Here is a 26,162-nt window from a genome sequence, read left to right on the forward strand (position 1 = left end):
CGGCGGGCACGGTTGATGAAGGCCGGCGCGGCTGTGCAATGCTCGCTCTCTCCCGGACCGGCGGCGCTGCGCGCGGGCGGGCCGACGCGCTCCGGTCGATCGGCCGCGGCGGCGCTGATCACCGCCCTCGCGCTCGCCCCGGGGTGCGTCCGCGAGGCGGCGAAGGAGGCGACCCACGGCACGCTCGAGGCGCTCGATCGCAGCGCGCAGGACCGGGCCGGGCCCCCAGGAGGATCGGCCGAGAGGCCGGCCGAGGGCGCGCGCGAGCGCGAGAGGCCGCTCGTGGGGGCCATCGTCCACGACGCGGTCCGGGCCGGCGCGGCGGAGATCGGGCGGCAGGCCGAGGGCCTGGAGCCGGTCATCGCGCAGACGAGCGAGGCGGTCAGCAGCGCCGTGGTCGAGGGCGCCCTCCAGCACGACCGGGCGCTCGTCACGCTCGTCGAGCAGGGCACGGGCGCCGCGGCGAGGGCCGCGGCGCGCGAGGGGACGGCAGAGCTCATGGAGCAGCTCGCCGGGTGCCCCGCCGGCGACCCGGGCTGCTCGAGCGCCGCGATCGAGCGCGCGAGCCGCGCCGCCGCCACGGGCTTCGCGGACGGCCTGGGGAGGGCGATGCAGCCCTGGATCATCGGCCTCGCGTTCGGCGGGGGGTTCCTGCTCGCCGCCCTGCTCGCCGTCGCCATCGCGGTCGTCACGCGGCGGCACGAGCGCTCCGCCGCGCACTGAGAGAGGTCCGCGCCTTGCACGCGCCAGCACCCGAGGAGGCACCATGTCCAAGGCGAGCGAGTTCATCGAAGCCCTGCGTCGGATCGAGGAGAGCGGCGACGTCGAGCCGATGGCGCGGCTGTTCGCGCCCGACGCCGAGCTCAGCAACCCGGCGATCTCGAGGCCGCTCCACGGCCCCGACGGCGCCCGCAACTTCTGGCGCAGCTACCGCCACGCCTTCGGCGAGGTGCGGTCCGAGTTCCGGTGCGTCGCCGAGTCGGACAGGGTCTCGATCCTCGAGTGGACGAGCCGCGGGACGCTGCCCAGCGGCGCCGAGTTCTCGTACGATGGCGTGAGCGTCATCGAGCACCCGGCCGGCGCGATCGCGCGGTTCAGGGCGTATTTCGACCCGAGGTGCCTCGGGCTCCCGCTGAGGCACGCGGCGTAGCGCCGCGCTTCAGCTGGAGCACGCGGCGTAGCGCCGCGCTTCAGCTGGAGCACGCGGCGTAGCGCCGCTCGCCGGCCCGCGCGATCGCGTCCACGACGACCTCGCCCTGCTCGACGCCGACGAGCGCCGCCGACCCTTCCTCGAGCTGGCCGCGCAGGATGAGCTCCGCGAGCGGCGCCTCGACGAGGCGCGCGATCGTGCGCTTCATCGGCCGGGCGCCGAGCTCCGGGTCGAACCCCCCGGCGTCGAGCAGCGCGTCGATCGCCTCGGGCTCGACCTCGAGCTCCACGCCGCGCGCCTCGAGCTCGCGCTCCAGGCCGCCGAGCAGCCGCCGCGTGATCTCGGCGACGTCCGCCCGCGTGAGCGGCGCGAAGCAGAGGACCTCGTCGATGCGGTTGTAGAGCTCGGGCGGCAGCGTCGCGCGGGCCGCGGCGAGCATCGTCTCCCCGAGGCGCTCCGGCGACACGGCCGAGGAGGCGCGGGCGAAGCCCACGGAGCGCTCGGACCGGAGCGCGCCGGCCTCCGCCGCGCCGAGGTTCGAGGTCATCACGAGGACCGTGTTCGTGAAGTCCACCCGCCGGCCTCGGCCGTCGGTCAGGCGGCCCTCGTCGAAGACCTGCAGGAACGCCTCGAGCACGTCGCGGTGCGCCTTCTCTATCTCGTCGAGCAGCACCACCTGGTACGGCCTCCGTCGCACCGCCTCGGTGAGCTGGCCGCCGGCCTCGTGGCCGACGTAGCCGGGCGGCGCGCCGACGAGGCGCGCGACGGCGTGCGACTCCGCGTACTCGGAGAAATCCAGCCGCGTCATCGCGTCGGGCGAGTGGAACAGCGCCTCGGCGATGGCCTTCGCCGTCTCCGTCTTGCCCACGCCGGTCGGCCCCAGCAGCAGGAACGATCCGATCGGGCGGCGCGCGCGCAGGCCGGCCGCGTTCCGGCGGAGCACCCGCGCGATCCGCGAAAGCGCCTCGCCGTGGCCGACGACGTTCTCGGCGAGCAGCGTCTCCAGCGAGAGCATCCGCTCGCGATCGGTCTCGAGCAGCCGCTCGACCGGCAGGTCGGCGAGCTCGGAGACCACCTCGGCGACCTCGGCGGGGCCCACCTGCCGCGCGGGCTGCGCGGGTTCACGGAGCGCCGCGCGCGGCGCGCGCGACGCGCCTGACGCGCCTGACGTCGATGACGCGCGCCGCCGCGTGCGCGCGCCCGCGAGGTCGAGGATCGAGAGCGCCTTGTCGGGCAGCGCGCGCCCGGGCAGGTAGCGCACGGACCAGGCGACGGCCGAGGCCAGCGCCTCGTCCGTGAACGCGAGCCCGTGGTGCGCGCCGAGCCCGACCGCGACGCTCTGGAGCAGCAGGAACGCCTCGTCCTCCTCGGGCTCGTCGATCTCGACGATCGTGAAGCGCCGCGCGAGCGCCGGGTCGGCCTCGATGCTCTTCCTGTACTCCTCGGGCGTGGCGGTGCCGATCAGCGTGAGCTCGCCGCGGGCGAGCGCGAGCTTGATCTCGGCCATCGCCTCGTCGAGCGCGCCGCTGCCGAAGAGCTCCGACAGGCCGTCGATGAACAGGATGACCCGCCCGCCCGCCTCGCGAACCTCGGACCGGAGCGCGGACAGGCGCTCGCTCAGCGCGCCGCGCGCGCCGGTGCCGGCGAGCAGCTCCGAGGGCACGAGCTCGACGACGACGCGCGGCTCCCGCTCGTCGAACGCGAGCCGGTGCGCCACGCCGCGCGCGACCGAGGTCTTGCCGACGCCCGCCGGGCCGAGGAGGCAGGGGTTGTTCGCGTGGCGCTTGGCCAGGACGTCGAGCGCCTGCTCGATCTCGTGCTCGCGGCCGACGATCGGCTCGAGCTCCCCCTGCACCGCCGCGAGCGAGAGGTTGTGCCCGAGCGAGGCGAGGGCCGGGAAGCGCGCGCGGTCGAGGGTGAAGCGCGCCGCGAGGGCGGCGCTCGCGGCGGCGCTCGTGGCGGTCGGCGGCGCGAGCGGCGGGAACGGCCGCCCCGGCGCGGGCGCGGCGGGCGAGGCGGCGGAAGCGGGGGCAGGGGAGGCCGAGGACGCCGGGGAGGGGGTGGGCGTGAGGGCGGCGATCGACTCGGCGGAGGTCAGCGCGTCGGCCGGGGCCGCGGCGGGGCGGGGGCGCCCCGGCGGGAACAGCGGCGTCGGCGGGAACAGCGGCACGGTGACGCCCGGGCCGGCGCCCTTGGCGGGCCGTGACTCCGGCGCGCCGGCGCCCCTGGCGGGCCGCAGCTCCGGGACACCGACGCCGGCGCCCTTGGCGGGCCGCGGCTCCGGGACGGCGACGCCTGCGCCCCTGGTGGGCCGCAGCTCCTGGGACGTGCGCGGCGAGCGCGGCGTGCGCGCCGGATCGGCGGCCTCGCCGCGGGCGCGGCGCGCCGTGGTCGCCGCGGCCGGCGCGGGCGGCGTCTCCGGCGCGCCGCCGTCGTGGAGCAGCCGCGCGGGCGTCCGCCGCGCCTGCACCACGCCGAGCGCGATCTGGAGCGCCGCGGTCCGCAGCCGCGCCAGGTCGACCCCCGACTGGGTGAGCGCGCGGTGCGCGGCCGAGCTGCGGTCGGACAGGAGCGCGAGCAGCAGGTGGAGCGCCGCGGGCTCCTTCGCGGTCGCTCGCTTCGCGACGTCGCGCGCGCCCCCCATCGCCCGGCCGATCGGGTCGGGGCCCTCGTCGTCGACCGAGCGGGTCGCCTTGAGCAGGGCCTCGTCGTCGAGCCGCCGATCGCGGAGCAGATCCGCGGCGGGGCCTCCGCTCAGGGCGATGGCCGCGAGGAGGTGCACGCTCGACAGGCGCTCCTTGCGCTGGGCGGCGAGGTCCTGCGCGAGCTTGCGCAGCGTGACGAGCTCGGCGTGGGAGCGAGGGCTGGTCATCCTTGCAGAGGTCTCCGGGCTCGGGGTTCGCACGCCGGGCGAAGGCGGGCCAAGTTTCGGAGGCCGGCGGCCGCGCGCCGCGTGCCGCGTGCCGCGTCACTGAGGGATCACGTCCTCGGTCTCGCAGACGGGCGTGGCGGGGGCGAACCCCTCGGCGCAACCGAGGCGCACCGCGCGCAGCTGCGAGGCGGACGAGCTCGACGGCCGCTCCGCCCACGCGATCAGGAGCCCGCGACCGCGCTGCGCGAGTATCGACAGGCTGCCTTGCACCTTCCCTGCCGGGAAAACGGTGGTCATCCAGGTCAGCGTGCCCTCCGCGTCGAGGCGGCGGAGCACGATCCGGTCCTTGCCGTGCGTGTTCGTCTCGACGACCGCGACCACCAGGTCTCCGTCCACCTGCTCGGCGGCCAGCGATCCCGCGACGGGCGTGGAGCACGAGGGGACGGTGATGGGGGGCAGCGCGATCTCCCCCGAAGGGGTCATGCGCGCGACGCGCAGCGCGCCCGGCGCGTCCTCGAGCGGCGCGAGGGTCCAGGCGAGCCACGCGCCGTCCGGGCGGGGGGCCATGCGGAGGCGCGCGACCGGCGCGGCCTCGTGGATCGCCTCCTTCGAGGCCATCGCGCTGCCGTTGAGGCCGATGCTGATGCCGTCTGCGGAGTACCGCCCCAGGTAAATGGTCGTCGCCGGTCCGACGCCCGGGTACTTCACGTCGCACGGACGCCACCCGAGCGCCCAATCGGTGGGCGCGCCCAGCGCGGCGCCGAAGAGCCAGTAGCGCAGCACCCATCCGGTATCCTCTTCATCCACTCCCTTCCACCATGCCGAATCGAAGGCGATGGGCGTTGTTGCGCACCCGACGTACATCCCGCTCCTCGAGCTGCCCACCCCTTTCGACACGGTGCTGACCATCATCGCGTACCGCGGGCCGGGCTCGTGGACCTCGGTGATCGCGAGCTGTTCCACCCCTGAGGAACGAAACGACACCATGCGTTCGCCGTAGTGCGTGCCGATGTGCTGCGACCAAGAAGAGAAGGGCTCGCTGCCCTCGCTCCAGGCGCGCGCGGTCCTGAAAAAGCCGCCTGGCGGCAGGGGATCCGGGAAGACGGTCGTGTACCGCTCTCGGTAAACGACCACGGACTCGAAGTTGTCGTCGTCGTCGAGCGGATAGAGCCGTGCCACCGCGAAGGCCTCGCCCGGGATGGTCTGGTGTTTTGCGTCCAGCGCCAGCGCCGGCTCGCTGAAGGCGGGCGGCTGCGCTGACCAGGGATCCAGGGTGACGCGCTGGACGACCCGGGCCCCTGCCGGTGTCGCGGACGAGGTGTAGAGATAGACCGGAGCGTCCGTGGCCCCGAGGACCCACTGAGGATCGAGCAGGTCCGTGCCCGGCTGCGCGAGGCTCAGCGAGGGCCCCGCGGCCGCGAGGGTGCCGCAGGCGGCTGCCTCGCCGGCGTCGGAGGCCATGGGCGGTTCCTCCACCGAGAGCGCGCGGGGCGGCTCGTCTGGAACCGCCGCGCACGCCGCGAGCGCAGGGAGAGCGAAGAGCGCCAGCCATGTCCCACATCGCATCCGGTACCTCCGAGTGATGGTCGAGGCTGTGTGGCCGCACCTCGCCGCCGCCATCACCCATTTTTCGGGATCGGCGGGGGCGCTCTGGCCCCCCGGCCGGGCGGCGTCCGGGGTGCAGGGGCGCGTCACCCCGTACTCCGGCCGCTCCGCCGTGCGCGGTCGTGCTGTGGTCAGAGCCCCGCGGCGAGGAACCGGGCGAGGAAGCCGCGGGTGCCGGCGTTGCCGAGGGAGTTGCACACCGGCGAGGCGGCGCCTATCGGGCAGTCGACGTCGCGGTCGTAGGACCAGTAGTGGACGCCGGCGAGGCCCTGGGACCTGGCGAAGGCGGCGGTCTCGTCGACGTCGGTCAGCGTGTAGAGCTCGCCGCGGACGTCGTTGCCGCCGATCATCGGGGTGAGCTCGATGTTGGCGTAGGGCACGCCGAAGTGATCGTGCAGGTTGTAAGCGGCCTGGATCGCCGACTGCCCCATGTCGCACTGGCCGCCGGACACGACGCACACGCCGGGGCCGGGCGAGCCGTAGTTCATGGTCATCAGGTTGACGGTGACGTAGCTTGGCCAGGTCGCCGCGCTGCCGTCGAAGCCGAAGACGTCGGCGACGGCGGCCATGGCGGTGTCGCCGAGGACGTTGAGGCTCGAGCGGATGTTGCTGCCGAGGGAGCGCGCCGTCGACGCGCCCTCGTTGCTGGCGAGGGTCGCCAGGGTCAGGCTGAAGCGCAGGTTCGGGTACGCGGCGTGCGCGGTCTCGAGGCGCTGCACCAGCGCCGCGATCACCTGGGGCGACTGGCCGGCCTCGATGTCGAGGTCGACGCCGATGAGGTGCGGTCCGGCCCAGCGATCGAGGAAGGCCGCGAAGCCGGTGTCGGAGCCGCAGGTGAACGAGCCCGCCGCGCCGCCGGTCGACAGGATGTAGCCGACGCCGGCGGCCTCGAGCACGGGGACATTGGCGGCGGCCATCGCCGCGCCGGGCACGCCGCCCCAGCGCTCGTTGCCGCACTCGCCGGTGGCGAAGGCCAGGCTGACGACGTTGCCGCCCGCGGCGTCGAGGTCGTCGGCGAACACGGCCTGGGTCCCTGACACCTTCGTGGAGATCACGCTGGTGTCCCAGTTCATGTTGACGCTGGTGTCCTTGTAGGGGCCGAACAGGAGCGCGCCGTTGCCGTTGCCGTTGCCGCCATCGCCGCCGTTGCCGTTGCCGCCATCGCCGCCGCCGCCGCACGCGGAGGCGAAGCTCGCCGCGGCGAGCAGGGAGAGGAGGAGGGTGGAGCGCTTCATCGGGTCCTCGTGAAGGGGCTTCGGGTTCGAGCCCAGGTTTGTACGAGGATAGAGCTCTGCCCCCGCGCGGGAGGGGCATGCGCCAGAGGACGACGCTGACGACGCGCCACCCTCTCTCGGAGGTTCGATCTCCAGCAGGCTGGCGCGCGCGCCGCAAGCCAGGAGCGCAAAGGCGGGGACGAGGGCGAGCGCGCCGCGCCGAGGTCCGCGACGAGCGCCGGCGAGCCGTTCGATCTATGGGCGTCTGCGGGCCGCGCGCACATCGCCGGGCACAGCTCGCCCGCCTGAGCGCGGGGCACCCCGCCTCCATTGCGTCGACGCTCTCGCCGCGGGCCGCGCGACGTGGATCAAGGGCCGACGTCCACGGCCTCGAGGCCGTAGCCCCAGGAGCAGAGCGCGCGGTCGCCGGAGAGCGTCGCGTGGACCACATGCCCCAGGAGGTCACTCTTCTTCTCGAACGAGAGCGCGGTGAGGTCGGTCGCGTCGAGGACGGAGAGCATGGGCCAGTAGTTGTCGACGACGAGGAGGCGCGCTCCGTCCGCGAGGAGCAGCGGGCCATAGCTATGGTCGAAGCCCGCGCTCTCTAGCGTCGCGGTGTTCAGGCTGCCCTCCTGCAGCCCGCCGGCCACGAGGATCGAGGACCTCCCGTCGTGGGCGGCGTCCTCCACCGACAGGAAGGCGCGGTTCTCGCCGGCGAGCGCCTTCATGACCGTCATGGTGTCGTCCACAGGACTCTCGTCCAGGAGTTGTGCGCTCGTGTCGCCGAGATCGAGGAGCTTGAGCGTCCTCCGCGTGCCCCTGCACACGCCCGGACCGGCGTCATCCCCAGCGGCCGCCGGCGTGAACGCCGCGTTCGATGCGAAGGTGTGAGCACACGCCTCCCTCCCCACGACCGGGGTCTCGACGGTCTCGTAATCCGCCGTGAGCAGCCTGCTCGACGCGCCATCGAACGCGAGCAGCGAGCCGGGCACGTTGACCGGCGCCCGCACCACCGGCGAGGATGGGTCTGCGACGTCGATGCGATCGAGATAGAAGCGCGCCCTGGAGGGATCGTCGGGCAGCGGCGCCCAGCGCGAGACGAGCACCGTGGTGCCGTCGAGCTGAAGGCCCGTGTGGCCGGCGCCGTCCGGGAGCGCCACCGAGCTGTGCCGCGGGTTCAGCGGGTCGGAGAGGTCGAGCAGATCGAGCCACGCCTCGTGAGGGGGCCGGTCCTCCTCGAACGCGTAGTGGCCGTCATCGCTGACGCCACGGAGCACGAGGGTGCTGCCGACCTGAACCACGGAGTCGCCCGCGGACACGAGAGCGCCGGAAGGATTCGTGTACAGCGCGCCGGGGCTGAAGGGCAGATCGCGCTGGGCGACCACGCGCGGCGCGGCCGGATCCCCGACATCGACGATCGCGAGGCGCGTGAACGCGGCATTCCCTGTCTGCGCGAGCACGTAGACGTGCTGTCCGTGCGCGAAGAGGCGGGCATTGCTGAGGTAGTGCCGGCAGGCGGGGGCCTCCGTGTACAGCGCCGCGCCGTCGAGCCTGGCGATCGGCTCAGCGAGGCCCGGGCTCGTGGCCGACGCGATCTCGAGCCAGGCGCCGCCCCCCGTATTCGCGTCTGCGCCGACGCGGACCACGATGTCGTCGACAGCGACCGCGCTGTTGGCGAGCGTCGCGAGCGCGACACCGGCGATCTTGGCCGGGGCGCCGCGATCGTCGATGCCGAAGGCCTCGACGCCCAGCTCGGAGACGGCGACGAGCCGCTCCCCGCTGGCGAGGACGCGCCGCGCCCGTCCGCGCGTGGCGACGAAGCCGCGCTTCGAGAGGGTGTCGCGCGTGAAATCGATGAGCTGGACGCCGATCGTGACGGGATCGCAGTCGTGAAACGACTTATCGAAAGTCCGTTCGCTGTAGGGCACGGCGAGGGTGCCGAGGCCGTCGAAGAGAGAGAACGCCTCGTGGATGAGGTCGTGTTCCTCGGCGACGCGTGCCCATTTGCCGCCGAAGGCAACGCGCTCCAGCATCGTGGGGTTCGCGAGATCGGAGACGTCGAAGAGCGAGACGGCCAGAGATCCTTCGCCGCTGTCGTTGGCGAACCCGAGGGCGAACAGGCGATCTCCGCGCGGCTCGACGTGAAAGATCGAGCCGGGCTCCTCGATCCCGCCGACCTGGGCGGGGTTCGCCGGGTCGCTCAGGTCGACGGTGAGCACGGGGCTCACGTGCTCCGAGATCACGTAAGCGCGGTTGCCGTCGAAGCGGACCGAGCGCACCTCTGCGGCCGGGTGCACGTCGAGCTCGGTCGCGCCGAGGGGCACGATTTCCTGGGAGGACACGATGGAGAAGGTCTGGATGCCAGGCTTCGCGTCGGGCTGCCAGGGGCCGGGCAGGCTGACGAAGCGGAGCACGCCGTCGTGCTCATCCACCTGCCAGGGGCTCGCGATCTCGCCGGTCACGTCGACGCGCGCGCCCTCGACGAGGGCGCCGCTGGGGTCGGAGATGTCGACGACCTGGATGGTGGCGCGCCCTTCCTCCTCGCCGCCGTTCCATGTGGCGCTGGCGACATACACGCGATCATCGCTGACGCTCACGCTGGGCCATCCCCAGTAGCCCGAAGGGGCGCTCTCCACGAGCCTCCGCTGATCGATGACCGCGATGTCCGCCGGGTCGCCGACGGCGAGGGAGGTGACGGTGATGTTCGGCGCGGCGGCACACCCGAGGCAGGAGCCGGGCTCGTAGGCCACGGCGTGGAGCACGTCGTCGCCGAGGCGCGCCTCGGTGAGCTTGCCCGGCAGATCGAACGAGCCGATGGGCTGAATCTCCGCAGGATCGGAGACATCAAGCACCTCGACGCGGCTCATGAAATCGCGGTGGGACGCGCCCCCCTGCGCGTCGGGCACGACGTGTCGCCACCCGGAGAACAGGGCGTAGAGGACCCCGTCGCGCAGGTACATCGCGACGGGCGAGCCGTACATCCGGCGGGTCCCGAGGACGCGCAGTCCGTCGCCTGAGACGTCGATCACGCTGAGCCCCGAGTACCCCGACATCGCGTAGAGCCTGCCGTCCTTCTCCTGGACGATGTCGGCGTCGCGGAGAGCGCGCTCCGCGATGGCTCCGCCGCGCGGCGGCACCGGCACCGCGTCCGGGCCGCCGCCTCCTCCCGTGCCCGAGCTGGCGTCGCCCGAGCCATCACCCGCCGGATCGCCGCCGCGGGGACCCGTCGGATTGCCGGAGATGAAGCCGGTCTGGTTGGATGTGCCAGCACCAAGCTCGCAACCGGCGAGTCCTATCGATGCCGCGGTCGCAGCGAGGACGATCCAGCTGGCGCAGGCCCTGAACGGGATGGACATGGTTACCTCTCGTTAGAAGACAGCAAGGCGCAGGACGCAGCGCGCGTGCAAAGCACAGCGATTTCGTCGCGCGCTGGCGTAATCAGCAAGCGGCGGGCCAGGCGCATTCGCGAGACTTGCGCGTGATTTCGGTGATGTGAGCGCATCATGTGCCACGGTGAACGCGCGATTCTCGCCGCAGCAATGGCCCATGTCGGCACAGTCGCATGTCCTTTCCTGCGAACCGCCTCGGCGGGCGAAAGGAGCGCGGTCGTGCTGCGATTCCACGCCAGTCCTCCCTCGAGTCCAAAGACAGGTAGAGTTCACCGCGGTCGTCGCCAGACGGCCAGCGCCGGTGCGCATGCTCCACAGGAAGTTGAACAGGTCGCCGCTGGCCGAGCCTCGGCAGCACCTCACCGACATGGGTCAGCTTGGTTGCATGCACGACCCAGAACATTCACTGGCAGGTACGCTCTTCCGCTCGCTCGACCTCGCGTGTGTTGGCAAGGCGAGCATGACGCGGCTCGAGAGCGTGATGGCGAAGGGCTACATCCAGGCGGCGAGGGCGACGTCTGAAGCGATGCCGCCGCGCGCTTCGTCGTCGAGCACGTCGCCTACCCCGCGACGCTCACCCGCGCGTTCCCGTACCTCGCCGGCGTCACGCCGACGATCCTCCTGAAGTGCCGCGTGAGCTGGCTCTGATCATAGAACCCGACGCGCGGGGCGAGCTCGGACGCTCTCACGCCCCGGGTGAGGAGCTGCTGGGCGCGCTGGACGCGGAGGTGTGTGAGGTACATGTGGGGAGGCATCCCGATCTGGGCTCGGAAGGCGCGGCACAGGTGGAACTTGTCGAGGGAGGCGTGGGCGGCGAGGTCGTCGAGGGTGATGGACTCGGCGAGGCGCTCGCGGAGGTACTCCATGGCGCGGCGGACGGGCGTGTGTGATCGGAGCGGGCGCTGCTCAGCCGGCCGAAGGTGGCGATGGCCTCGGCGAGGGCGACCTCGACGGAGAGGCGATCGGCTCCGGCGCAGATGGGCATTCTTGGCGGATAGGTCGCGCCAAGGATCGCCAAGTGGGCGCCCGGGGCGGCCGCACACTGCGGCCATGCATGACAAACTCGTCGCCCTGGTAACCGGGGCAAACAAGGGAATCGGTCTTCAAATCGCCAAGGAGCTCGCCGGGCGCGGCTTCACGGTGCTCGTCGGGTCGCGGAACCTGGAGCTCGGGGAGGCGGCCGCGAAGAGCGTCGAATCCGGGGTGGCTGTCGTGCCGCGGATGATCCAGCGCCGCAGCGCGCTGCTCACGCATTGCGCGCCTTCACCTGGCCAGCCCACATTTCATGGATGATCTGTGCGCTGCGATCAGCAGCCTGCCACCTGTCGCGCCGGTCGAACCCGGCCCGTCCCCTGCATCGTCATGGGCGCACCCTCGTGCCCGTGGGCGCAACGTCACGAAACGACGCGCCCGCGGGCGCAGCCGAAGAGGGAAGGAGCCGACAAATGAAGCATGTGAAGATTCTTGGCCTCATCGCGGTCAGCGCAGGAGTGTGCGGGATCTCTGCGCTTGCTTCTGCGGCGAACACGGTGCCGATCGACAACCTGAACCTCGTCGAGGAGACATCAACGCCACCGTCGCTCGAGAGCGAGCGTCACGTCTTCCGGCCGGCTGTCGGCTACTATCGGCCGGCGGCAGGCTACTACCGGCCGGCAGCCGGCTACTACCGGCCGGCAGCCGGCTACTACCGGCCGGCGGCGGGCTACTACCGGCCGGCAGCTGGCTATTATCGGCCTTATCGGCCCTACTGGCGCTAGGACAGGAGTGGGCTTTACCGTGACGGGCACGGCGCTGGGCGCGATCATCACGGAATACCGCGTCCGCTTTGCCGGGTGCGGAGTCGTCCATCACGGGCGATTGCGCTGAGACATCGCACGTCGAGCGTCGCCGTCCGACCGCGGCCTGCGCTGCGGCTCGATGGCGACGCATTGGAAACGTGGGTGGCGAAAGCGGGTGGCACGCCGCGCGCACTACGGATCCATGGGGGTGAGCTCCATGGACGAGACAGGAAACATAGAAAAGCGCGTGCTCTTCGTGCTTCCCGCCGCTGTGCTCCACCTCGGGCTGGTGCTCGTGCTGGGGGTGCTGCATGTGCGCTTGCCGTACGAGGGCTGGGTGGAGCGTGCGGTGGGCTATTATGGCGCGCTCTCCGGGGCCACCAGCGCATATTCCTTCTTCGCTCCGACCGTCGGGCCCCTGCTCTGGGCCACCTTCGAGGTCAGGGATCGCGCGGGAACGCTGACGACCGAGGCGCTGGAGACGGGAGTGAGCCGCGAAGCGGACCTCCGCGTCAAGAATATCGTCGGTATGTTCTGGGATGAACAGGACCAGGCCGTAAGGCGCTCCCTGGTCGCGTCGTGGGCAGCGAAGGTGTTCGCCAAGCACCCAGAGGCGGACAGCGTTGTCGTCCGACTCGAGATCTACGACCTGCCCTCGATGGCGGAGTACCGCGCGGGAAAGCAGCCGCGGTGGAATGTCGAATACCGGGCCAAGTTCAACCTGAAGGCGCGGCTCGCCGCCGGCGAGATCAACAGAGAGGCGACGCCATGAGGCAGCGCATCGATACGCTGCTCCTGCCGAACGCCAGAGAGGCAGCTGCGCGCCTGTGGGGCTCGGTGCGGCGATTCGCGTTCGCGCCCGCGTCGGCGCGGCCCCTGGCGGCGCTCCGGATAGGGCTCGCGTCGGTGCTCCTGGTGCAGGCGGCGCTGATAGCGCCCATCGCTGACGAGCTGTACGGGCGCTCGGGCATCGTCCAGGGACAGCTCCTCGACGGGTCTGGCGCGAGCGGCTTCCCCCGGATCGGCCACCTCGTGAATGCATTCTCGCGCTTCGGAGTCGGCGAGAGCGCCGTGATCGCTGGCGTGGGTGTCCTCTATGTGCTGTCGCTGGCTGGCCTCCTGCTCGGCTGGAGGACGAGGTTCTCCGCGGCGTGCGCCTGGCTCCTGCATTTGACGCTGATGATGACCGCGGAGAGGACGAACTACGGAGCAGATCAGTTCGCGAACATCTTCCTGTTCTACCTCATCTTCATGCCTTCTGGAGCTGCGCTGTCGCTCGATCGTGCCTTTGGGCGAGCGCCGCCCGAGCCGAGCGCGGCAGCGCGCCTCGCGCTGCGGGTGGTACAGCTGCACCTTTGTCTCGTCTACCTCTCGAGCGGCGTGGAGAAGGCATTGGGCGCAGCGTGGTGGGACGGCGACGCGATATGGCGATCGCTCATGCTGCCCGAGTACCGGCGGTTCGACTTTTCGTGGCTCGCCCACCACGCCTGGATCGCCGTGGCCGCGGGGTGGCTCGTGCTGCTCGTGGAGATCGGGTACCCGTTCTTCATCTGGCCACGCCGGACCCGGCGGCTCTGGGTGGCGGCCACGGTCGGATTGCATGTCGGGATCGCGGTCTTCATGAGGCTCGATGTCTTCGGCGCCATCATGTCGGTGTTCACCATCGCCGCGTTTGGCGTGAGGGCGGACCCTCGACAGGCGCGAGCGCCGTCGGCTGTGGCGCGCTGTGCTCGGCGCGGCGAGGCCTGACATCAAGCTGGCCCGTTCTGGCGCAGGAGGCCCCGGCAGCGCCCGGAGCCGGCTCGCGCGCCAGAGACCTTGCAAGGCGCTTCAGCGCGCCGCCAGCATCCAGGCCGGCGCCCACCAGTACCGATGGATCAGCCTTCGGTCGACGCGCGCGAAGCCGGCCTCGCGCAGCTGCGCCGCCCAGTCGTCGATGGGGTGCTCGAACGTGGTGCGGGTGGCGCCGCGGTCCACATAACCGAAGAGCACCGGCATCAGAAAGCCCTGCGCGACCGTGTCGAGATCGGCGCCGGCGTACTCGGCCAGCCCTTCACGGTAGCGCGCGAGCACGTGCCGCGCGGTGTCCGGCGAGAGCGGCTCGTCCATGCGCGGCGCGTCGAACTCGGCGACGAGCAGGAGATCGCAATGCGCGCGCGCCCAGCGGAGAAGCGCTGGCCTCTCGGGCGGAGCGATCGCGTGCAGGCAGAAGGTCGCCTGCGCCACCGCCCAGCGCCGCGGCGCCATGCCGGGGTCGGCGGCGAGATCCTGGAGTCGCCCGCCGAAGGCCTCGAAGTCGACCCCTCGCGCGGAGAGCGCTGCGGCGCAACGCTCGAGCAGCGGCGCCGCCGGCTCCACGACGGTGACCCGCCGCACCGCCGGCGTCAGCGCGGGCAGGAGCGCCAGTCCATCGCCGGCGCCGATATCGAGCAGATCGAACGGCGCCTCCGGGTAGTGGCCGGCGAGCGCCGCGCTTGTCTCCCGGTAGAGCGGCACATTGCCGCCGCCGCGGATGAAGGCGGCGAACCCCTCCGCGGACACGTAGACATTGCGCTTCCCCTCCCGGGCGACCCGCGCGAGGTGCGCCGCGGCCGCCTGGAACAGGGTGTCTCCCGGCGAGGCCGCCGCGGCGCGGGCGGCGAAGGTCGCGGCGTCCGCGTAGCGCTCGTCGGAGAACGCCAGCATCGCGAGGTAGCAAAGGCCTTCCGGCGACGGCGCCGCGACGGCGGCCGCCGCCGCGTCGAGCCCGGCGGCGCGATGGCGATCCCAGATCGTGTCCAGCATGACTCTGTCCCTTTCTTCCACGGGTCCCCGATGCAGAAGCTCGTCTACGGACAGGCTACCTGACGGGTGGGTCTCTGCTCGCATCCGTCTCATGCCCTGCCGGCCGAAGCCGCAATCGCTGCGGAGGATCAGCCGAGCGCCCGCGCGCGTCGCGGCGAGCTCAGAAACTGGAGATGCTCTTCGAGGGCGCCCCACACGGCGGCGATGCGCGGCACCTGGCGCAGGCCGCGCGGCGTGACGAGCCAGAGCTCGAGCACCGGGCCCGCGGGCAGGCCGAGGTCGAGCTCCACCAGGTCGTCGTCCAGATCGAGCGCGCTACACGGCAAGACCGCGGCGCCGAGCCCCGCGCGCACGGCCTCGATCTGGGCGATGTAGCTGCTCACGATGAGCTTCGGTGCCTTTCGTACGTGCCGCTTCTGGTAGTCGTCCTCGACGGTGGGGGTGCGGCCCAGATCGACGCCGACCCAGTCGAGCTCGTCGCGGCCCTTCTTCGAGAGCCTGCGGTGGGCGATAGGCACCGTGGGCAGGGTGACGATCCGCGCGGCCACCAGATCACCGCTCTTCGGCCGGAAGAAGCGCACGGCGATCTCGGCCTCACGGTGGCCCAGATCGGCCACCTCGTAGCTGGTCAGCAGGTGGAGCGAGACGCGCGGGTGCCTCTCGGCGAGCGCCGGGAGCACGCGCGGGATGACGCCGTGTACGGCGATCGACTCCGTGAGCGCCAGTCGGACCAGGCCCTCGGCCTCTCTCTCGTGGCCGCTGGCCTCGCGCGCGAACTGGTCGGCGCCGGCCTCCATCGACTCGACGTGGCGGCGGAGCTGCTCGCCGAGCGGGGTGAGCATGGAGCCTCCCGGCAGCCGATCGAAGACCGCCACCCGGAGCGTCCGTTCGAAGGTCGCCATGCGCCGGCTCACCGTCGATTGCTCGATGCCGAGCTTGCGGCCGGCGGCCGAGAAGCTGCCGGCGCGCGCCACCTCCAGGAAGAGGCGCAGATCGGCCCAATCCAGGTCGGCGAGCGGCCTGCCTGCGGGCGGGGGCGCGGGAGGGCGTGCCATGCACCCACGCATGGCACGCCTGCGCAGAACCGTCTACCCAGACGCTGCTGCATGGCCAAGATATGACGCATGCACCTCGTCATCCAAGGTCACCCCGCCCCCGACAGCCTGAGCGACGCGCTCGCGCGGGCCTACGCCAGCGGCCTCGAGAGAGGCGGAGCCCGCGTCGAGCTCCTGGCCCTGCGCTCGCTGGCCTTCGATCCGCACCTGCGCGCTGGCTTCAGCGGTAAGCAGGAGCTCGAGCCCGATCTCCGCCAGGCCCAGACTGCCATCGAGCGCGCGAGCCACGTGGCCTGGTTCTTTCCCACCTGGTGGGCAGGGCCACCCGCGCTGGTCAAGGGCTTCATCGATCGCACGTTCTTGCCAGGATGGTCGTTCGCCTATCGAAAGCGGAGCGCGCTGCCCGAGGGGCTGCTCGCCGGCCGCAGCGCGCGCGTCGTGACCACGATGGATAGCCCGGGCTGGTGGTACCGATTCTGGCACTGGCGCTCCGTGCATACCTCGTTCATCAACGCGACATTGCGCTTCGTCGGCTTCGGGCCCGTCCGCGAGACCACCTTCTTCGATCAGAAGACGCGGACCCCGGAGCAACGAGCGGCCTGGCTCCGGGAGATGGAGCGCATCGGCGAGCGGGATGCGCGGCAATCCCCTGCCAAGTCCTCCCGCACGCTGGCCGTGGCGTGAAGGTCGGTTGTGGGGGGGTGGGGGTTGCTGGGGTCTTTGGGGCCGCCAAGAGGCCAGAGGACGCCAGAAGACGCCAAGAGGACGCCAGAAGACGCCAAGAGAATAAAAATTATATAGTCTTGGCGTCTTTTGGCGTTTTTTTTTTGGCGTCTTTTGGCGTCCTCATCATTCCGGCAGCTGGAGGAATGCCCACCACCTGAGAGTGGCGCCTTCGATGCGCGGATGATGGGTCGAGATGGTGTCGCTCATCCAGGAGGGGCAGATCGCGTAAGGACTCTTCTGCGGCTCTTTGGGCGGAGCTCGAGAGCACCGCCGTCAGCTATCCTCCCGCCGATGCGTTGCCCCCGCCTTCCCTCCGGCGCTGCGCTCGCCGCGGCGCTCCTGCTGCCCTCGCTCCTCGCCTGCGCCGGCCCTGCGGCTCGACCCGCCCCTCCCGCACCGAGCGCTGGTCCGCATCCCCCGGCGCCCGCCGGCGAGGCGCGCCGGCGCGCGCGGGATCTCGGCATCGTGATAGGCCGCATGCCCACCGGGAGGCTGAACGCGATCACCGATGTCCCCGGCGTGCGGGTCGGGCACGTGACCCATCGCCGCGGCACCGGCCGGCTCGACCCGGGCAAAGGGCCGGTGCGCACAGGCGTGACCGTCATCCTGCCGACGTCCGATGATTTCTGGCACAACAAGGTCCCCGCCGCGAGCTTCGTCCTGAACGGGAACGGGGAGATGACCGGCCTCCATTATGTGAGGGAGTTCGGGGTGCTGGAGACGCCGATCGTCTTCACCAACACACTCGCCGTGGGGCGCGCCCTCGACGGGGCAATCCAGTACATGCTCCGGCGCTATCCGGGCATCGGCGTGGACGAGCCCACGGTGACACCGGTCGTCGGAGAGTGCGACGACAGCGCGCTCAACGACATGCGCGGGCTGCACGTGTCGGCCGAGGACGTCCTCGAGGCAGCGGAGCGCGCGACGGAGGGCCCTGTCGAGGAAGGGGCGGTCGGCGGCGGGACGGGGATGATCTGCTACGAATTCAAGTGCGGTATCGGGACGGCGTCGCGCGTCCTGCCGGAAGCCGCGGGCGGGTTCACGGTGGGCGCCATCGTGCAGGCGAACTTCGGGGCGCGCGGAGAGCTCCGGGTCGACGGGGTGCCGGTAGGGCTGGAGATCCGCGATCTCCTGCCCGTGCTGGAACTCCTCGGCGAAGGCTCGCTGCTCGCCGTGGTCGCGACCGACGCGCCCCTGTCCGCGCGGCAGCTCGAGCGGGTGGCGCGGCGCATCGCGCTCGCCGTGGGGCGCACAGGGACGATCTCGCGCGACGGCAGCGGCGACCTGTTCCTGGCCTTCGCGACCGGCAACCGGGTGCCGGTCGAGCCCGGCGGGCTGACACGGAGTCTCCGCGAGGTGGACGACGCGCGCCTGAACCCGATGTTCCAGGGCGCCGAAGAGGCGGTGGAAGAGGCCATCCTCAACGCGATGACCATGGCGACGACGACCTTCGGACAGGACGACCACGTCGCCCACGCCATCCCCCTCGACCGGCTGCGCGAGGCGATGCGGCGGTACGGGAGGCTCGGTGAGCCGGGGCGCTGACCCGGAACTGCGCGCCGCGACGCCGGATCGAGCGCCGGCAAACGCGCCTCCCGGGAAGAGCGAAGTCCCGACTCAGATGATCAGCAGGAGCTCGAGCTCGCTCTCCTTTCCCGTCGCGCCCCCCGCGGGCACGTGAGGCGCGTTGAGCGGCGCCAGCCGGAGCGCGCCCCACGGCCGCGGGCCCGAGCTCTCCGGCGGAGGCACGCCGGCGTCGGCCGCGCCGCGGGCGGCCTCGCCGTGCGCGCGCTGCGCGCAGCCGGCGATGGCGGCGCGCACCGCCCGGAGGACGCGCTCCGTGTCGAGCCCCCCGGGCTCCTGAGCCGCCCTGGCGAGGCTCTCGTCGATGCAGGCGGCGCACGGGGCGGAGGTGGCCGCGAGCCGCACCACCAGCGTCGCCTCCAGGCGACCGAGCTCTACCATGTTGAATGGCACCGTGAGCGCCTTGCCGCGGCCCCGGCCGACATCGACGCTGACGAAGAGGGTATCGCCGTCACGTATCACCATGGTTTCCCGGGGAGGGCGGCCACTCACGCGATCTGGCGCAGACTCACGAAGACTTGTGTTCACAAGGATCCACAGGCGATCGGAGCTCGCCTGTCCGCTCTCCTCCGCAGCGTCGCTGGTGCGGCCTTCTGCCATTCTCACGCCCTCCGAGGAGGCGAACCTACAGCCGTTGGCGGCGGACGGCGATGGCCCTTCCGGACAGACAATGTCCGGACGGGCGCGTCCGCCGAGGACGCCGCGGCGCGCGGTGAGCGCGGCGGACACGGAGGTCCTCGCTGCGTCCGTTGCGCCGTCCGGCGCGAGGCGGTAAGCACAGCCGGCGAGCGGAGGGCGGAGCGTGGATGAGCCGGAGCGGCGCGACGAGGACCCGGACCAGGGCGCGGGCGAGGCCGGGAGCGAGCGCGCGTCGCTCGGCATCCTGTTCCTCGCCGCGGCGTTCGCGCTCGCGCTCCTGCTGACCGTCGTGGCGCTCCTCGCGTTCGCGGCGATGAGCCCGCGGTCGCCGTCGGCGGTCGAGGTCGGCGCCCTGGTCGACGCTCCGGTTGACGTTCTGGCCGACGTTCTGGCCGCGCTCGACCGGAGGGGCTAGCCGCAGGTCTTCTGGACCACGCCGAGCAGCGCGCTGAAGTCGACGGGCTTCTTCAGGTAGGCCGTGCCCTCGGGCGGGCCGTCGTGGCCGGAGACGATGGTCACAGGGATCGCCGCGAGGGCGTGCACCTGCTTCAGCGCGGCGAGCATCTCCTCGCCGGTCATGATCGGCATCATGAGATCGAGCAGGATGAGCCCGGGCGGCGGGTCCGCCTGGTGCAGGAGATCGAGCGCCTCCCTGCCGTTGCTGGCGCAGTAGACGTCGTAGCCGGACGACTCGAGCATCTCGCGGAGCATCTCCCGGAGCTCGGCGTCGTCGTCGACCAGGAGGACGGGGGCGCGCGGGTTCGGGGGAATCGGCGTCACGCGCGGCCCGTTGAGCCCGTCGGTTGGCAAGGGTTCACTCATCGCTGTTACCTCTTCCAGACTGCGCAAGCATGCAGGAGCGATAGCAGGCGAACACCGCGCACGCATTGCATGCCCTCAGCATCGTCGGATCTTCTCCGGACATGGTTCCGGGCTACGCGGGGGCGGCGCCGATCCACGCCGAGCAGCGGGCGAGGGGCGTGGCGGGAGCACGGGCACCGCGAGCGAAGCCATGCGAAGCGCCGAGGGTTACGGGAGTTGCGCCGCGGGTCAAGCCTCTCCGCTCGCTGACCGCGTCTTGGCGGCCGTCGCGCTCTCGCGGTGCGCGCCGTCCGCGCGGCCCGGGCCGCCTTCGCCCCCCTCGCTTTCCAGCGTTCCGGGCCGGAACCCGAGCGCGCGCGCCTGGGCAGGGCGGGTGTGGCGGCGACGCCAGACCACGGCGTCGAGCAGGTAATGGGTCGCCTGCGGCAGCGCGAGCAGCGGCACGAGCAGCGCCCGCGCGCGCGGCCCGAGGAGCGGCTCGTCCCCTGTCCGCGCGCCGCCGAAGAGCTCCGGCCGGTCGTGCCAGACGAGCCGGTCCCAGAGCATCTCCTCGACGAACGCGAGCGCCAGCGCGACGCCGAGGAAGGCGAGGAGCCCGGCGGCGAGGACCCGCGCGAGCAGCGAGCGCGGCGCCTCGCGGGCCCGCTCCCGGGCGTACGCGAAGACGAGCGCCATGTACGGGACCCCGTGGACGATCACGTTGGTGACCGTGAACTGGAAGTCGCTGTCGGTCGCGACGATGCCGACGTACCACGTCGCCGCGGTCGTCGCGACGACGACGTGCTTGCCGAGGTTGAGGGGCGCGCGGTCGACGCAGGCCCGCTGGATCGCGCGGGCGACGTACGCGGCGGCGAGCGCGGCGTACACCGCGCCGAGCGGGCCCACCGCGGCCGCGAGCCACGGCGCGCTCACGAAATCGCCGTCCACGAACCACTGGAACGCGCGCGGTTGGTGAGCGTGTGCGTGCCAGTGAAGGAGCGGCCACCCCGTCGCCGCGTAGACGAGCGCGTCGTCGAGGAGGCGATCGACGCGCGCGCGCTCGCCCGCGAGCGCGCGGTAGATCGCGACCCACCCGACCTGCTGGCGGACGAAGTGGATCACGGCGACGTAGGCGAGCGCGCGCCAGAAGGTCAGCTCGGAGGCGAGGTGGAGCGCGACGCCGGCGGCGTAACAGGCGAGCGGCACGCCGGCGTAGAGCGCGGGGTGGCGGCGGAGCTCCTCCGGGTCGAGGTACGTGCGGAAGAGCGTCGTGTGCACGTGCGCCACGTCGACGCCGACCACGAAGAGCAGGAAGCCCCAGGCCGGGAGCGCGCCCCCCGTCGAGAGCGCGGCGAGGGCGAGGGCGACCGCCGCGGAGCCGCCGAACACCGCGAGGTCGACGCGGCGGCTCCACATGAAGCCGCCGCGGGCCGCGCCGCGGGGCCCGGCCGGCAGCGCGCCGAGGAGGTCGGGCCCGGCCGAGGCCAACGCCGAGACCCGCGCGTCAGCCGTGGATGGCCGCGGAGATGATCCAGGCGAGGCCCAGGATCACCGAGCCGATCACGATCGCGAGCGCCGTGTTCTGGTCCTCCTCGATCTCCTTGCGGATCGAGAAGGGGGTGAGCTTCGTGATCAGCATGAACGCCAGCAGGAAGACGATCAGCCCGACGGCAACGAAGACGAGCGTTCCGATCACGGCTTTGATCAAATTTTGAACGTCGGGCATCGGCGGTTCTCTCTGGGCGTGGGGCGTCGCGGGGCGGCGCGCGGCGCGCGCCCGTGACGTCGTGAGCTCGGGGCGCGAGCCTACGCGAGTCGGCCGGCAGGGTGAAGCGCGGTCGCTGCGCCGCGTCGCTCCTCGACGCGCGCGCCCGGGCGGCGACGTGCTATCGCCCTGCGGTGTCCACGACCGTGAGCCGAACCCTGCCCCGCCGCGCCCTCACGGCCGCGCTCGCGGCGCTCGGCCTGCTCTGCGCAGGCGCGCCCCACCTCGCCGCGGCAGCGCCTCCGTCCGGCAAGGCGGCGGGCGTACCGGCCGGCAAGTCGGCGGGCACGCCGTCCGGCAAGGCGGCGCGCGGCGGGGGCGCGCCGATCCGGAAGGCGGCGCACACGGCGGGGGCGCCGAGGAGCGCCGCGGCGGCTCCGGCGGAAGCGCCGCTCGATCTCGCGTTGCCCGTCGAGCGGGTCACGCTGAAGAACGGGCTGCGCGTGGTGCTGAGCCCCGATGCGAGCTCGCCAACGGTCGCGGTGGCCGTGACGTACGACGCGGGCTCGCGCGACGAGCCGAGCGGCAGGAGCGGCGTGGCGCGCCTCGTGATGGACACGATGGCCCGGGGCAGCCGCAGCCTGCCCGCGGGCGCGCCCCAGCGCCTCGTCGCCGAGCGCGGCGGCGAGCTCCACGCCGAGGCGGACGTCGATCGCACCGCGTACACGGCGGTGCTGCCCGCGAACGAGCTCGCGCTGGCGCTGTGGATCGAGGCCGATCGCATGAGGGCACCCGCGCCGAGCGCGGAGGGCTTCGAGGCGCAGCGCAGGGGCGCGCTCGAGCGCCGCGGCGCGGTCCTCGGCGCCGCCCACGGCCAGGGCGCGATCCGGCTCCGCGAGCTCGTCTTCCAGGGGTACTGGCCCCACGAGCACCCGGCGCTCGGCGAGGCGGACGATCTCGCGGGCGCGGAGCTCTCGTGGGTCCGCGACTTCCACGCGGCCCACCACGGCCCGAACAGGGCGGTGCTCGCGATCGCCGGCGGCTTCGACGCGGGCGCGGCGATGGCCCTCGTGCACGAGTACTTCGACGGCATCCCCGCCGTCTCCGCCGCGCCCTTCAAGGACGCGCCGTTCCCCGAGCAGACGAGCCAGCGCACGGGCGTCGTGAGGGACAGCGCCGCCCGCGCGCCGTCGATCCTCTACGGGTGGGCCGTGCCGCCGCCCGAGCACCCGGATCACCACGCGCTCGCGGTCGCGGCCTCCCTGCTCGGGCGCGGCGAGAGCTCGCGGCTCCCGGCTCTCCTCGTCGGGAACAAGGCGGTCGCGCGGTCGGTGCGGGTCGCGATCGACGGCCACCGCGGGCCCGATCTCTTCTCCATCGACGTGCGGCTCGCCGAGGACGCCCGGGTCGGCGACGTCGAGAAGCTGATCGAGGGCGAGATCCGGGCGCTCGCGACGGCGGGACCCTCGCAGGCCGAGCTGACGAGGGCGCGCCGGCTGCTCCAGTCGGCGTTCGTGGCGGGCCTCGCGGACGCGAGCGCGCGGGCGCGGGCGCTCGGCGAGCACGAGCTCGTCTTCGGGGACGCCGCCCACCTGAACGGGGAGCTCGCGCGCTACTTCGCGGTGACCCGGGAGGACGTGCAGCGCGTCGCGCGCGAGCACCTCGGCCCGACGCGCCGGACGATCGTCGAGACCTATCCCCCTGGGGTGCCGGGAGCCGCCTCGCCGCCGCGCGCGTCGGCCGGCGCGCCGCGGGCCGGAGGCGGGGCGCGCGCCGCGGCGCCGGAGCAGGACGCTGACGTGGCGGCGCCGGGCAAGGGCGCAGAGAAGGCGGCGCCTGGCAAGGGCGCGCCGAGCAAGGGAACGGGCAAGGCCGCGTCGGGCAAGGGCGCGGACAAGGCCGCGCCGGGCAAGGCCGCGTCGGGCAAGGGCGCGGACAAGGCCGCGCCGGGCAAGGCCGCGTCGGGCAAGGGCGCGGACAAGGCCGCGCCGGGCAAGGCCGCGTCTGGCAAGGGCGCGGACAAGGCCGCGCCGGGCGAGCGCCCGGCGAAGGCGCACGGCGCGGCGAGCCGGCCCGCGCCGGATCCGGCGCCGACGAAGCCGGCGAAGCCCACGAAGAAGTGACGCGAACAGGCGAGCGACGGAGAACGCGTGACGCGATGAACGAGCGAAGCGAGCGACGCGACCTGCGCGGGCGACGGACAGCGCGCCCCTGGCTCTCCTGGACCGCGGCGCTCGCGGCCGCCGTGGCGTGCGGCTGCGCTGCTGGGCGGGCGCCGCAGCCGCCCGCGCAGGCGGGCGCGCCGGCGAGGCCCGCCCCGGCGACGTCTGCGCCAGCGGCGCCGCCGGCCGAGGTCGCTCGCGGGGAGCAGCCGCCGCCGTCCGGCCCCGCGAAGCCCGCGCGCATGCCCGCGATCGCCTGGGCCGAGCTCCCGAGCGGCCTCCGCGTCGCCACGGCGGTGAGCCGCGCGCTGCCGCTCGTGGAGGTCCGGGTGGTCATCCGCGGCGGCTCCGCGGCCGACGGCGAGCGCACGGGGCTCGCCGCGCTCACGGGCGAGCTCCTCCTGCGCGGGGGCGCGGGCGGCCTCCCCGGCCGCGAGCTGCTCGCGCGCGTCGAGTCGCTCGGCGCCTCCCTGCGGGTGGACACAGGCCTCGACGCGACCGTGATCGGGCTGCGCGCGCCCAGCGATCGCCTCGCGGAGGCGGCCCTGCTGCTCGGGCACGTCGTGCAGCGGCCGCGCCTCGACGCCGCCGAGCTCGCCAAGCTGAAGGCCCAGGCCGCCGAGGCGGCGAGGGAGCGCGCGCGCTCGGACGGCCGCTGGGGAGCGCTGATGGTCCTCTTTCGCGACCTCTACGCGCTCCCGACCGAGCTGCACCCCTACGGCTCGTTCGGCGCGACGGCGGCGGAGCTCCCGCAGATCACCGCCGCCGACTGCCGCGCGTTCCACGCGGCGTGGTACGTCCCGAAGAACACCGTGGTGGTGGTGGCGGGCGACACGACGCCCGAGGCCGCGCGCGCGGCGGTGGAGAAGGCCTTCACCGACCGCCGCGGCGCGGAGCCGCCGGCGCTCTCGTTCACCGATCCGGTGCCTCCGGCGTCGCTCAAGATCACGATCGTCGATCGCCCGAAGAGCGCCGAGAGCGAGCTCTTCCTCGGCGTGCTCGGCCCCGAGCGCAGCGCCTCGGAGTGGCCCGCGCTCGCGGTCGCGGGCGAGGTCCTCGGCGGCCCCTCCGGGCGCCTCTCGCAGGAGCTGCTCGAGCCGCGCGGGCCGGCGCGCGAGGTGTCCGCGGCGCCGCTCGACGTCGCGCACGGGCCCGTCCCGCTCCTGGCCCACGTCCGCGTCCCCGCGGCGCGCACGGGCCTCGCCGCGCAGGCGATGCTCGAGCACGCGGAGCAGCTCGCGGCCGCGGCGCCCTCGCAGGAGGAGGTCGACGCCGCGGCGCGACGGCTCACGGCCGGCCTCGGCCTGGGCCTCGGGACGGCCACCGGGCTCGCGGACGAGCTCGCCGTCATGCAGGCGCTCGATCTGCCGGACGACCACCACGAGAGCTACCGCAAGGAGCTCCGGGACATCACACCGGTTTTCGCCGGCAAGGTCGCGCACGACAACGTGCGACCGGCGCACGCCGCGATCGTCGTGGTGGGCGACGCCCAGGCGATCGGCCCGATGCTGAGCCGCCTCGGGGACGTCAAGGTGGTCGACCCGACCCGCGCCTTCGAGCGGAAGCGCACGATCCCGCGGGACGCGAGCGCCTCGCCCGCCCCGGCGCCCGGCGCTGGCCGCGCGGCGCCGGCAGAGGAGCCGCAGTGACGGCCGCCGGGCGCCGCGGGGGCGCGCGCGCTCCGCGGGCGGCGGTGCGTGGGCTAGCGCCCGCGACGCGCGCCTTCGCGCTCGCGGCGGCGCTCGCGGCCGCGTCCTCTCCGGGCGCCGTGGGGGCGCAGCCGAAGCCAGCGCCGGTGGCCGCAGCGCCGGCGGCGTCGACATCGGCAGCTGGGCAGCTCGACGGCGCGACGTACGACTACGAGCACCCGTCTGCGCCGGCGAGCGGCGCCGCCGAGCAGGGCGCAGCGCAGGCCGGGGCGGCCGCGCCCCCGGTGCCGCCGGAGCGGCGCTGGCGGGGTCGCGCCTTCGTGCACCGCCTCGCGGCCGCCGATCCCGCGCGGCCGCTGCCGATCCTCGTGTTCCTGCACGGCACCAACGAGGCGCGGATCGAGCACCGCTGGATGGGGGGCGGCCAGGAGGGCGACGTGCGCCGGATCGCGGCGCAGCTCATGGAGGCGGGCCGGATCCCGCCGATGCTGGTCGCCGCGCCGAGCGCCGTGCTCCCGGCGGCGGTCGCCGTCGCGCGGACGAGCTGGCCTGCCTTCGATCTGGACGCGTTCCTCGACGCCACGGCCGCGCGGCTGCGCGGCGTCGCGACCCTCGACCGCGCGCGCGTCGTCGTCGCGGGCCACTCCGGCGGCGGCTGCAACAAGGCGGGCGGCATCGCGGCCGCGCTCGGCGCGTCCACCCCCGTGCACGCCGCGCTCGTGATCGACACGTGCATGGACGTCGACATCGCGCTCCCCCTCGCGCGCTCGCGCCCGACCACGCACGTCGTCGTGTCGTGGCAGACGATGACCTGGGTCAAGCGCCCCATCGCCGACTTCCGCCGCGCCTTCCAGCGCGGCGTCGAGGCGCACCCCGCGGCGCCCGGCGTCCTCCGCGAGCTCGAGCCGCTCGTCCCGACGGAGCCGATGCCCCACGACGCCATGGTGCCCCTGGTGCTGCGGCGCTGGCTGCCGTCGCTCCTCTCGCCGGACGCCGCGCCGAGCGTGCCCTGCGTCTCGCCCTGACCGCCCCGGGACGCGCCGCCTCCG

Annotated in this window: 22 protein-coding genes and 1 pseudogene; 12 read left to right on the forward strand and 11 right to left on the reverse strand. The window is 73.3% G+C overall.

The genetic code is table 11. The annotated features are described in order from the left end of the window. The first annotated feature begins 33 nt into the window (after nucleotides 1-33). Nucleotides 34-723: a hypothetical protein gene (locus WME97_RS45325; protein WP_437547307.1), complete on the forward strand. Its 690-nt coding sequence runs from the start codon at nucleotides 34-36 to the stop codon at nucleotides 721-723. A 43-nt stretch (nucleotides 724-766) separates the two neighbouring features. Further along, complete coding sequence (locus WME97_RS45330; RefSeq protein ID WP_437547308.1) at nucleotides 767-1,150, forward strand: nuclear transport factor 2 family protein; 384 nt, start codon at nucleotides 767-769, stop codon at nucleotides 1,148-1,150. Between the two features lie 40 nt (nucleotides 1,151-1,190). On the opposite strand, the gene WME97_RS45335 is transcribed toward WME97_RS45330, so the two are convergent. The 5 genes from WME97_RS45335 to WME97_RS45355 all read right to left on the reverse strand — a co-directional run bounded on the left by WME97_RS45335 (nucleotide 1,191) and on the right by WME97_RS45355 (nucleotide 11,096). Next, nucleotides 1,191-4,022 carry an AAA family ATPase gene (locus tag WME97_RS45335; RefSeq protein ID WP_437547309.1) on the reverse strand — a complete coding sequence of 944 codons (2,832 nt, stop codon included), beginning with the start codon at nucleotides 4,020-4,022 and terminating at the stop codon, nucleotides 1,191-1,193. A gap of 96 nt (nucleotides 4,023-4,118) precedes the next feature. After that, nucleotides 4,119-5,483, reverse strand: coding sequence for a hypothetical protein (locus WME97_RS45340; protein ID WP_437547310.1), 1,365 nt, complete (start codon nucleotides 5,481-5,483; stop codon nucleotides 4,119-4,121). Between the two features lie 275 nt (nucleotides 5,484-5,758). Beyond that, nucleotides 5,759-6,862, reverse strand: coding sequence for a glycosyl hydrolase (locus WME97_RS45345; protein ID WP_437547311.1), 1,104 nt, complete (start codon nucleotides 6,860-6,862; stop codon nucleotides 5,759-5,761). Between the two features lie 347 nt (nucleotides 6,863-7,209). Then, on the reverse strand, nucleotides 7,210-10,197 hold the full coding sequence (locus WME97_RS45350) for a beta-propeller domain-containing protein (protein ID WP_437547312.1): 2,988 nt from the start codon (nucleotides 10,195-10,197) through the stop codon (nucleotides 7,210-7,212). 593 nt (nucleotides 10,198-10,790) lie between these two features. Beyond that, nucleotides 10,791-11,096, reverse strand: coding sequence for a helix-turn-helix domain-containing protein (locus WME97_RS45355; RefSeq protein ID WP_437547313.1), 306 nt, complete (start codon nucleotides 11,094-11,096; stop codon nucleotides 10,791-10,793). A 184-nt stretch (nucleotides 11,097-11,280) separates the two neighbouring features. Here WME97_RS45355 and WME97_RS45360 point away from each other — a divergent pair. The 4 genes and pseudogenes from WME97_RS45360 to WME97_RS45375 form a co-directional block, all read left to right on the forward strand. Continuing rightward, a pseudogene (locus WME97_RS45360) lies at nucleotides 11,281-11,424 on the forward strand (SDR family NAD(P)-dependent oxidoreductase); the annotation flags it as partial. A 251-nt stretch (nucleotides 11,425-11,675) separates the two neighbouring features. Beyond that, a complete protein-coding gene (locus WME97_RS45365; RefSeq protein WP_437547314.1) occupies nucleotides 11,676-11,987 on the forward strand; it encodes a hypothetical protein in 312 nt (103 codons plus the stop codon). A gap of 196 nt (nucleotides 11,988-12,183) precedes the next feature. Next, nucleotides 12,184-12,780, forward strand: a complete 597-nt coding sequence (locus tag WME97_RS45370; protein WP_437547315.1) for a hypothetical protein — start codon at nucleotides 12,184-12,186, stop codon at nucleotides 12,778-12,780. After that, nucleotides 12,777-13,757, forward strand: coding sequence for an HTTM domain-containing protein (locus WME97_RS45375; protein ID WP_437547316.1), 981 nt, complete (start codon nucleotides 12,777-12,779; stop codon nucleotides 13,755-13,757). Before WME97_RS45370 ends, WME97_RS45375 begins: the two co-directional genes overlap by 4 nt. 81 nt (nucleotides 13,758-13,838) lie before the next feature. On the opposite strand, the gene WME97_RS45380 is transcribed toward WME97_RS45375, so the two are convergent. Then, nucleotides 13,839-14,792, reverse strand: a complete 954-nt coding sequence (locus WME97_RS45380) for a class I SAM-dependent methyltransferase (protein WP_437547317.1) — start codon at nucleotides 14,790-14,792, stop codon at nucleotides 13,839-13,841. Between the two features lie 128 nt (nucleotides 14,793-14,920). Continuing rightward, nucleotides 14,921-15,847 (reverse strand): LysR family transcriptional regulator, encoded by a 927-nt coding sequence (locus WME97_RS45385; RefSeq protein WP_437547318.1) that lies wholly within the window; start codon nucleotides 15,845-15,847, stop codon nucleotides 14,921-14,923. A 69-nt stretch (nucleotides 15,848-15,916) separates the two neighbouring features. Here WME97_RS45385 and WME97_RS45390 point away from each other — a divergent pair, with 69 nt between their 5' ends. Further along, nucleotides 15,917-16,531, forward strand: coding sequence for an NAD(P)H-dependent oxidoreductase (locus WME97_RS45390; protein ID WP_437547319.1), 615 nt, complete (start codon nucleotides 15,917-15,919; stop codon nucleotides 16,529-16,531). Nucleotides 16,532-16,864: 333 nt separating this feature from the next. Further along, complete coding sequence (locus WME97_RS45395; RefSeq protein ID WP_437547320.1) at nucleotides 16,865-18,118, forward strand: P1 family peptidase; 1,254 nt, start codon at nucleotides 16,865-16,867, stop codon at nucleotides 18,116-18,118. Nucleotides 18,119-18,190: 72 nt separating this feature from the next. Here the strand turns inward: WME97_RS45395 and WME97_RS45400 are convergent, their stop codons facing one another. Continuing rightward, nucleotides 18,191-18,622, reverse strand: coding sequence for a hypothetical protein (locus WME97_RS45400; protein WP_437547321.1), 432 nt, complete (start codon nucleotides 18,620-18,622; stop codon nucleotides 18,191-18,193). 337 nt (nucleotides 18,623-18,959) lie between these two features. Between WME97_RS45400 and WME97_RS45405 the strand changes: the two genes are divergently transcribed. Continuing rightward, nucleotides 18,960-19,211: a hypothetical protein gene (locus tag WME97_RS45405; RefSeq protein ID WP_437547322.1), complete on the forward strand. Its 252-nt coding sequence runs from the start codon at nucleotides 18,960-18,962 to the stop codon at nucleotides 19,209-19,211. Here WME97_RS45405 and WME97_RS45410 read toward each other — a convergent pair. From WME97_RS45410 to WME97_RS45420, 3 genes are all read right to left on the reverse strand, one after another. Next, complete coding sequence (locus WME97_RS45410) at nucleotides 19,208-19,618, reverse strand: response regulator (protein ID WP_272096158.1); 411 nt, start codon at nucleotides 19,616-19,618, stop codon at nucleotides 19,208-19,210. The two genes, WME97_RS45405 and WME97_RS45410, sit on opposite strands and share 4 nt — an antisense overlap. A gap of 228 nt (nucleotides 19,619-19,846) precedes the next feature. Next, a complete protein-coding gene (locus tag WME97_RS45415; RefSeq protein WP_437547323.1) occupies nucleotides 19,847-21,085 on the reverse strand; it encodes a hypothetical protein in 1,239 nt (412 codons plus the stop codon). Between the two features lie 16 nt (nucleotides 21,086-21,101). Then, nucleotides 21,102-21,293, reverse strand: coding sequence for a DUF350 domain-containing protein (locus tag WME97_RS45420; RefSeq protein ID WP_437547324.1), 192 nt, complete (start codon nucleotides 21,291-21,293; stop codon nucleotides 21,102-21,104). 215 nt (nucleotides 21,294-21,508) lie between these two features. Between WME97_RS45420 and WME97_RS45425 the strand changes: the two genes are divergently transcribed. Genes WME97_RS45425 through WME97_RS45435 form a run of 3 tightly spaced genes read left to right on the forward strand, consistent with a single transcriptional unit; the run spans nucleotide 21,509 to nucleotide 26,138 of the window. Next, the gene (locus WME97_RS45425; protein WP_437547325.1) at nucleotides 21,509-23,425 is read left to right on the forward strand and encodes an insulinase family protein; all 1,917 of its coding nucleotides are present in this window, start codon (nucleotides 21,509-21,511) and stop codon (nucleotides 23,423-23,425) included. Between the two features lie 35 nt (nucleotides 23,426-23,460). Continuing rightward, entirely contained in the window at nucleotides 23,461-25,113 is a 1,653-nt protein-coding gene (locus tag WME97_RS45430) for a M16 family metallopeptidase (RefSeq protein WP_437547326.1), read from the forward strand. Then, on the forward strand, nucleotides 25,110-26,138 hold the full coding sequence (locus tag WME97_RS45435) for a hypothetical protein (RefSeq protein ID WP_437547327.1): 1,029 nt from the start codon (nucleotides 25,110-25,112) through the stop codon (nucleotides 26,136-26,138). The genes WME97_RS45430 and WME97_RS45435 overlap by 4 nt, the downstream gene beginning before the upstream one ends. Nucleotides 26,139-26,162 lie beyond the last annotated feature (24 nt).

Origin of the sequence: Sorangium sp. So ce367, assembly GCF_051520455.1 — a bacterium.
Lineage (GTDB): Bacteria > Myxococcota_A > Polyangia > Polyangiales > Polyangiaceae > Sorangium > Sorangium cellulosum_B.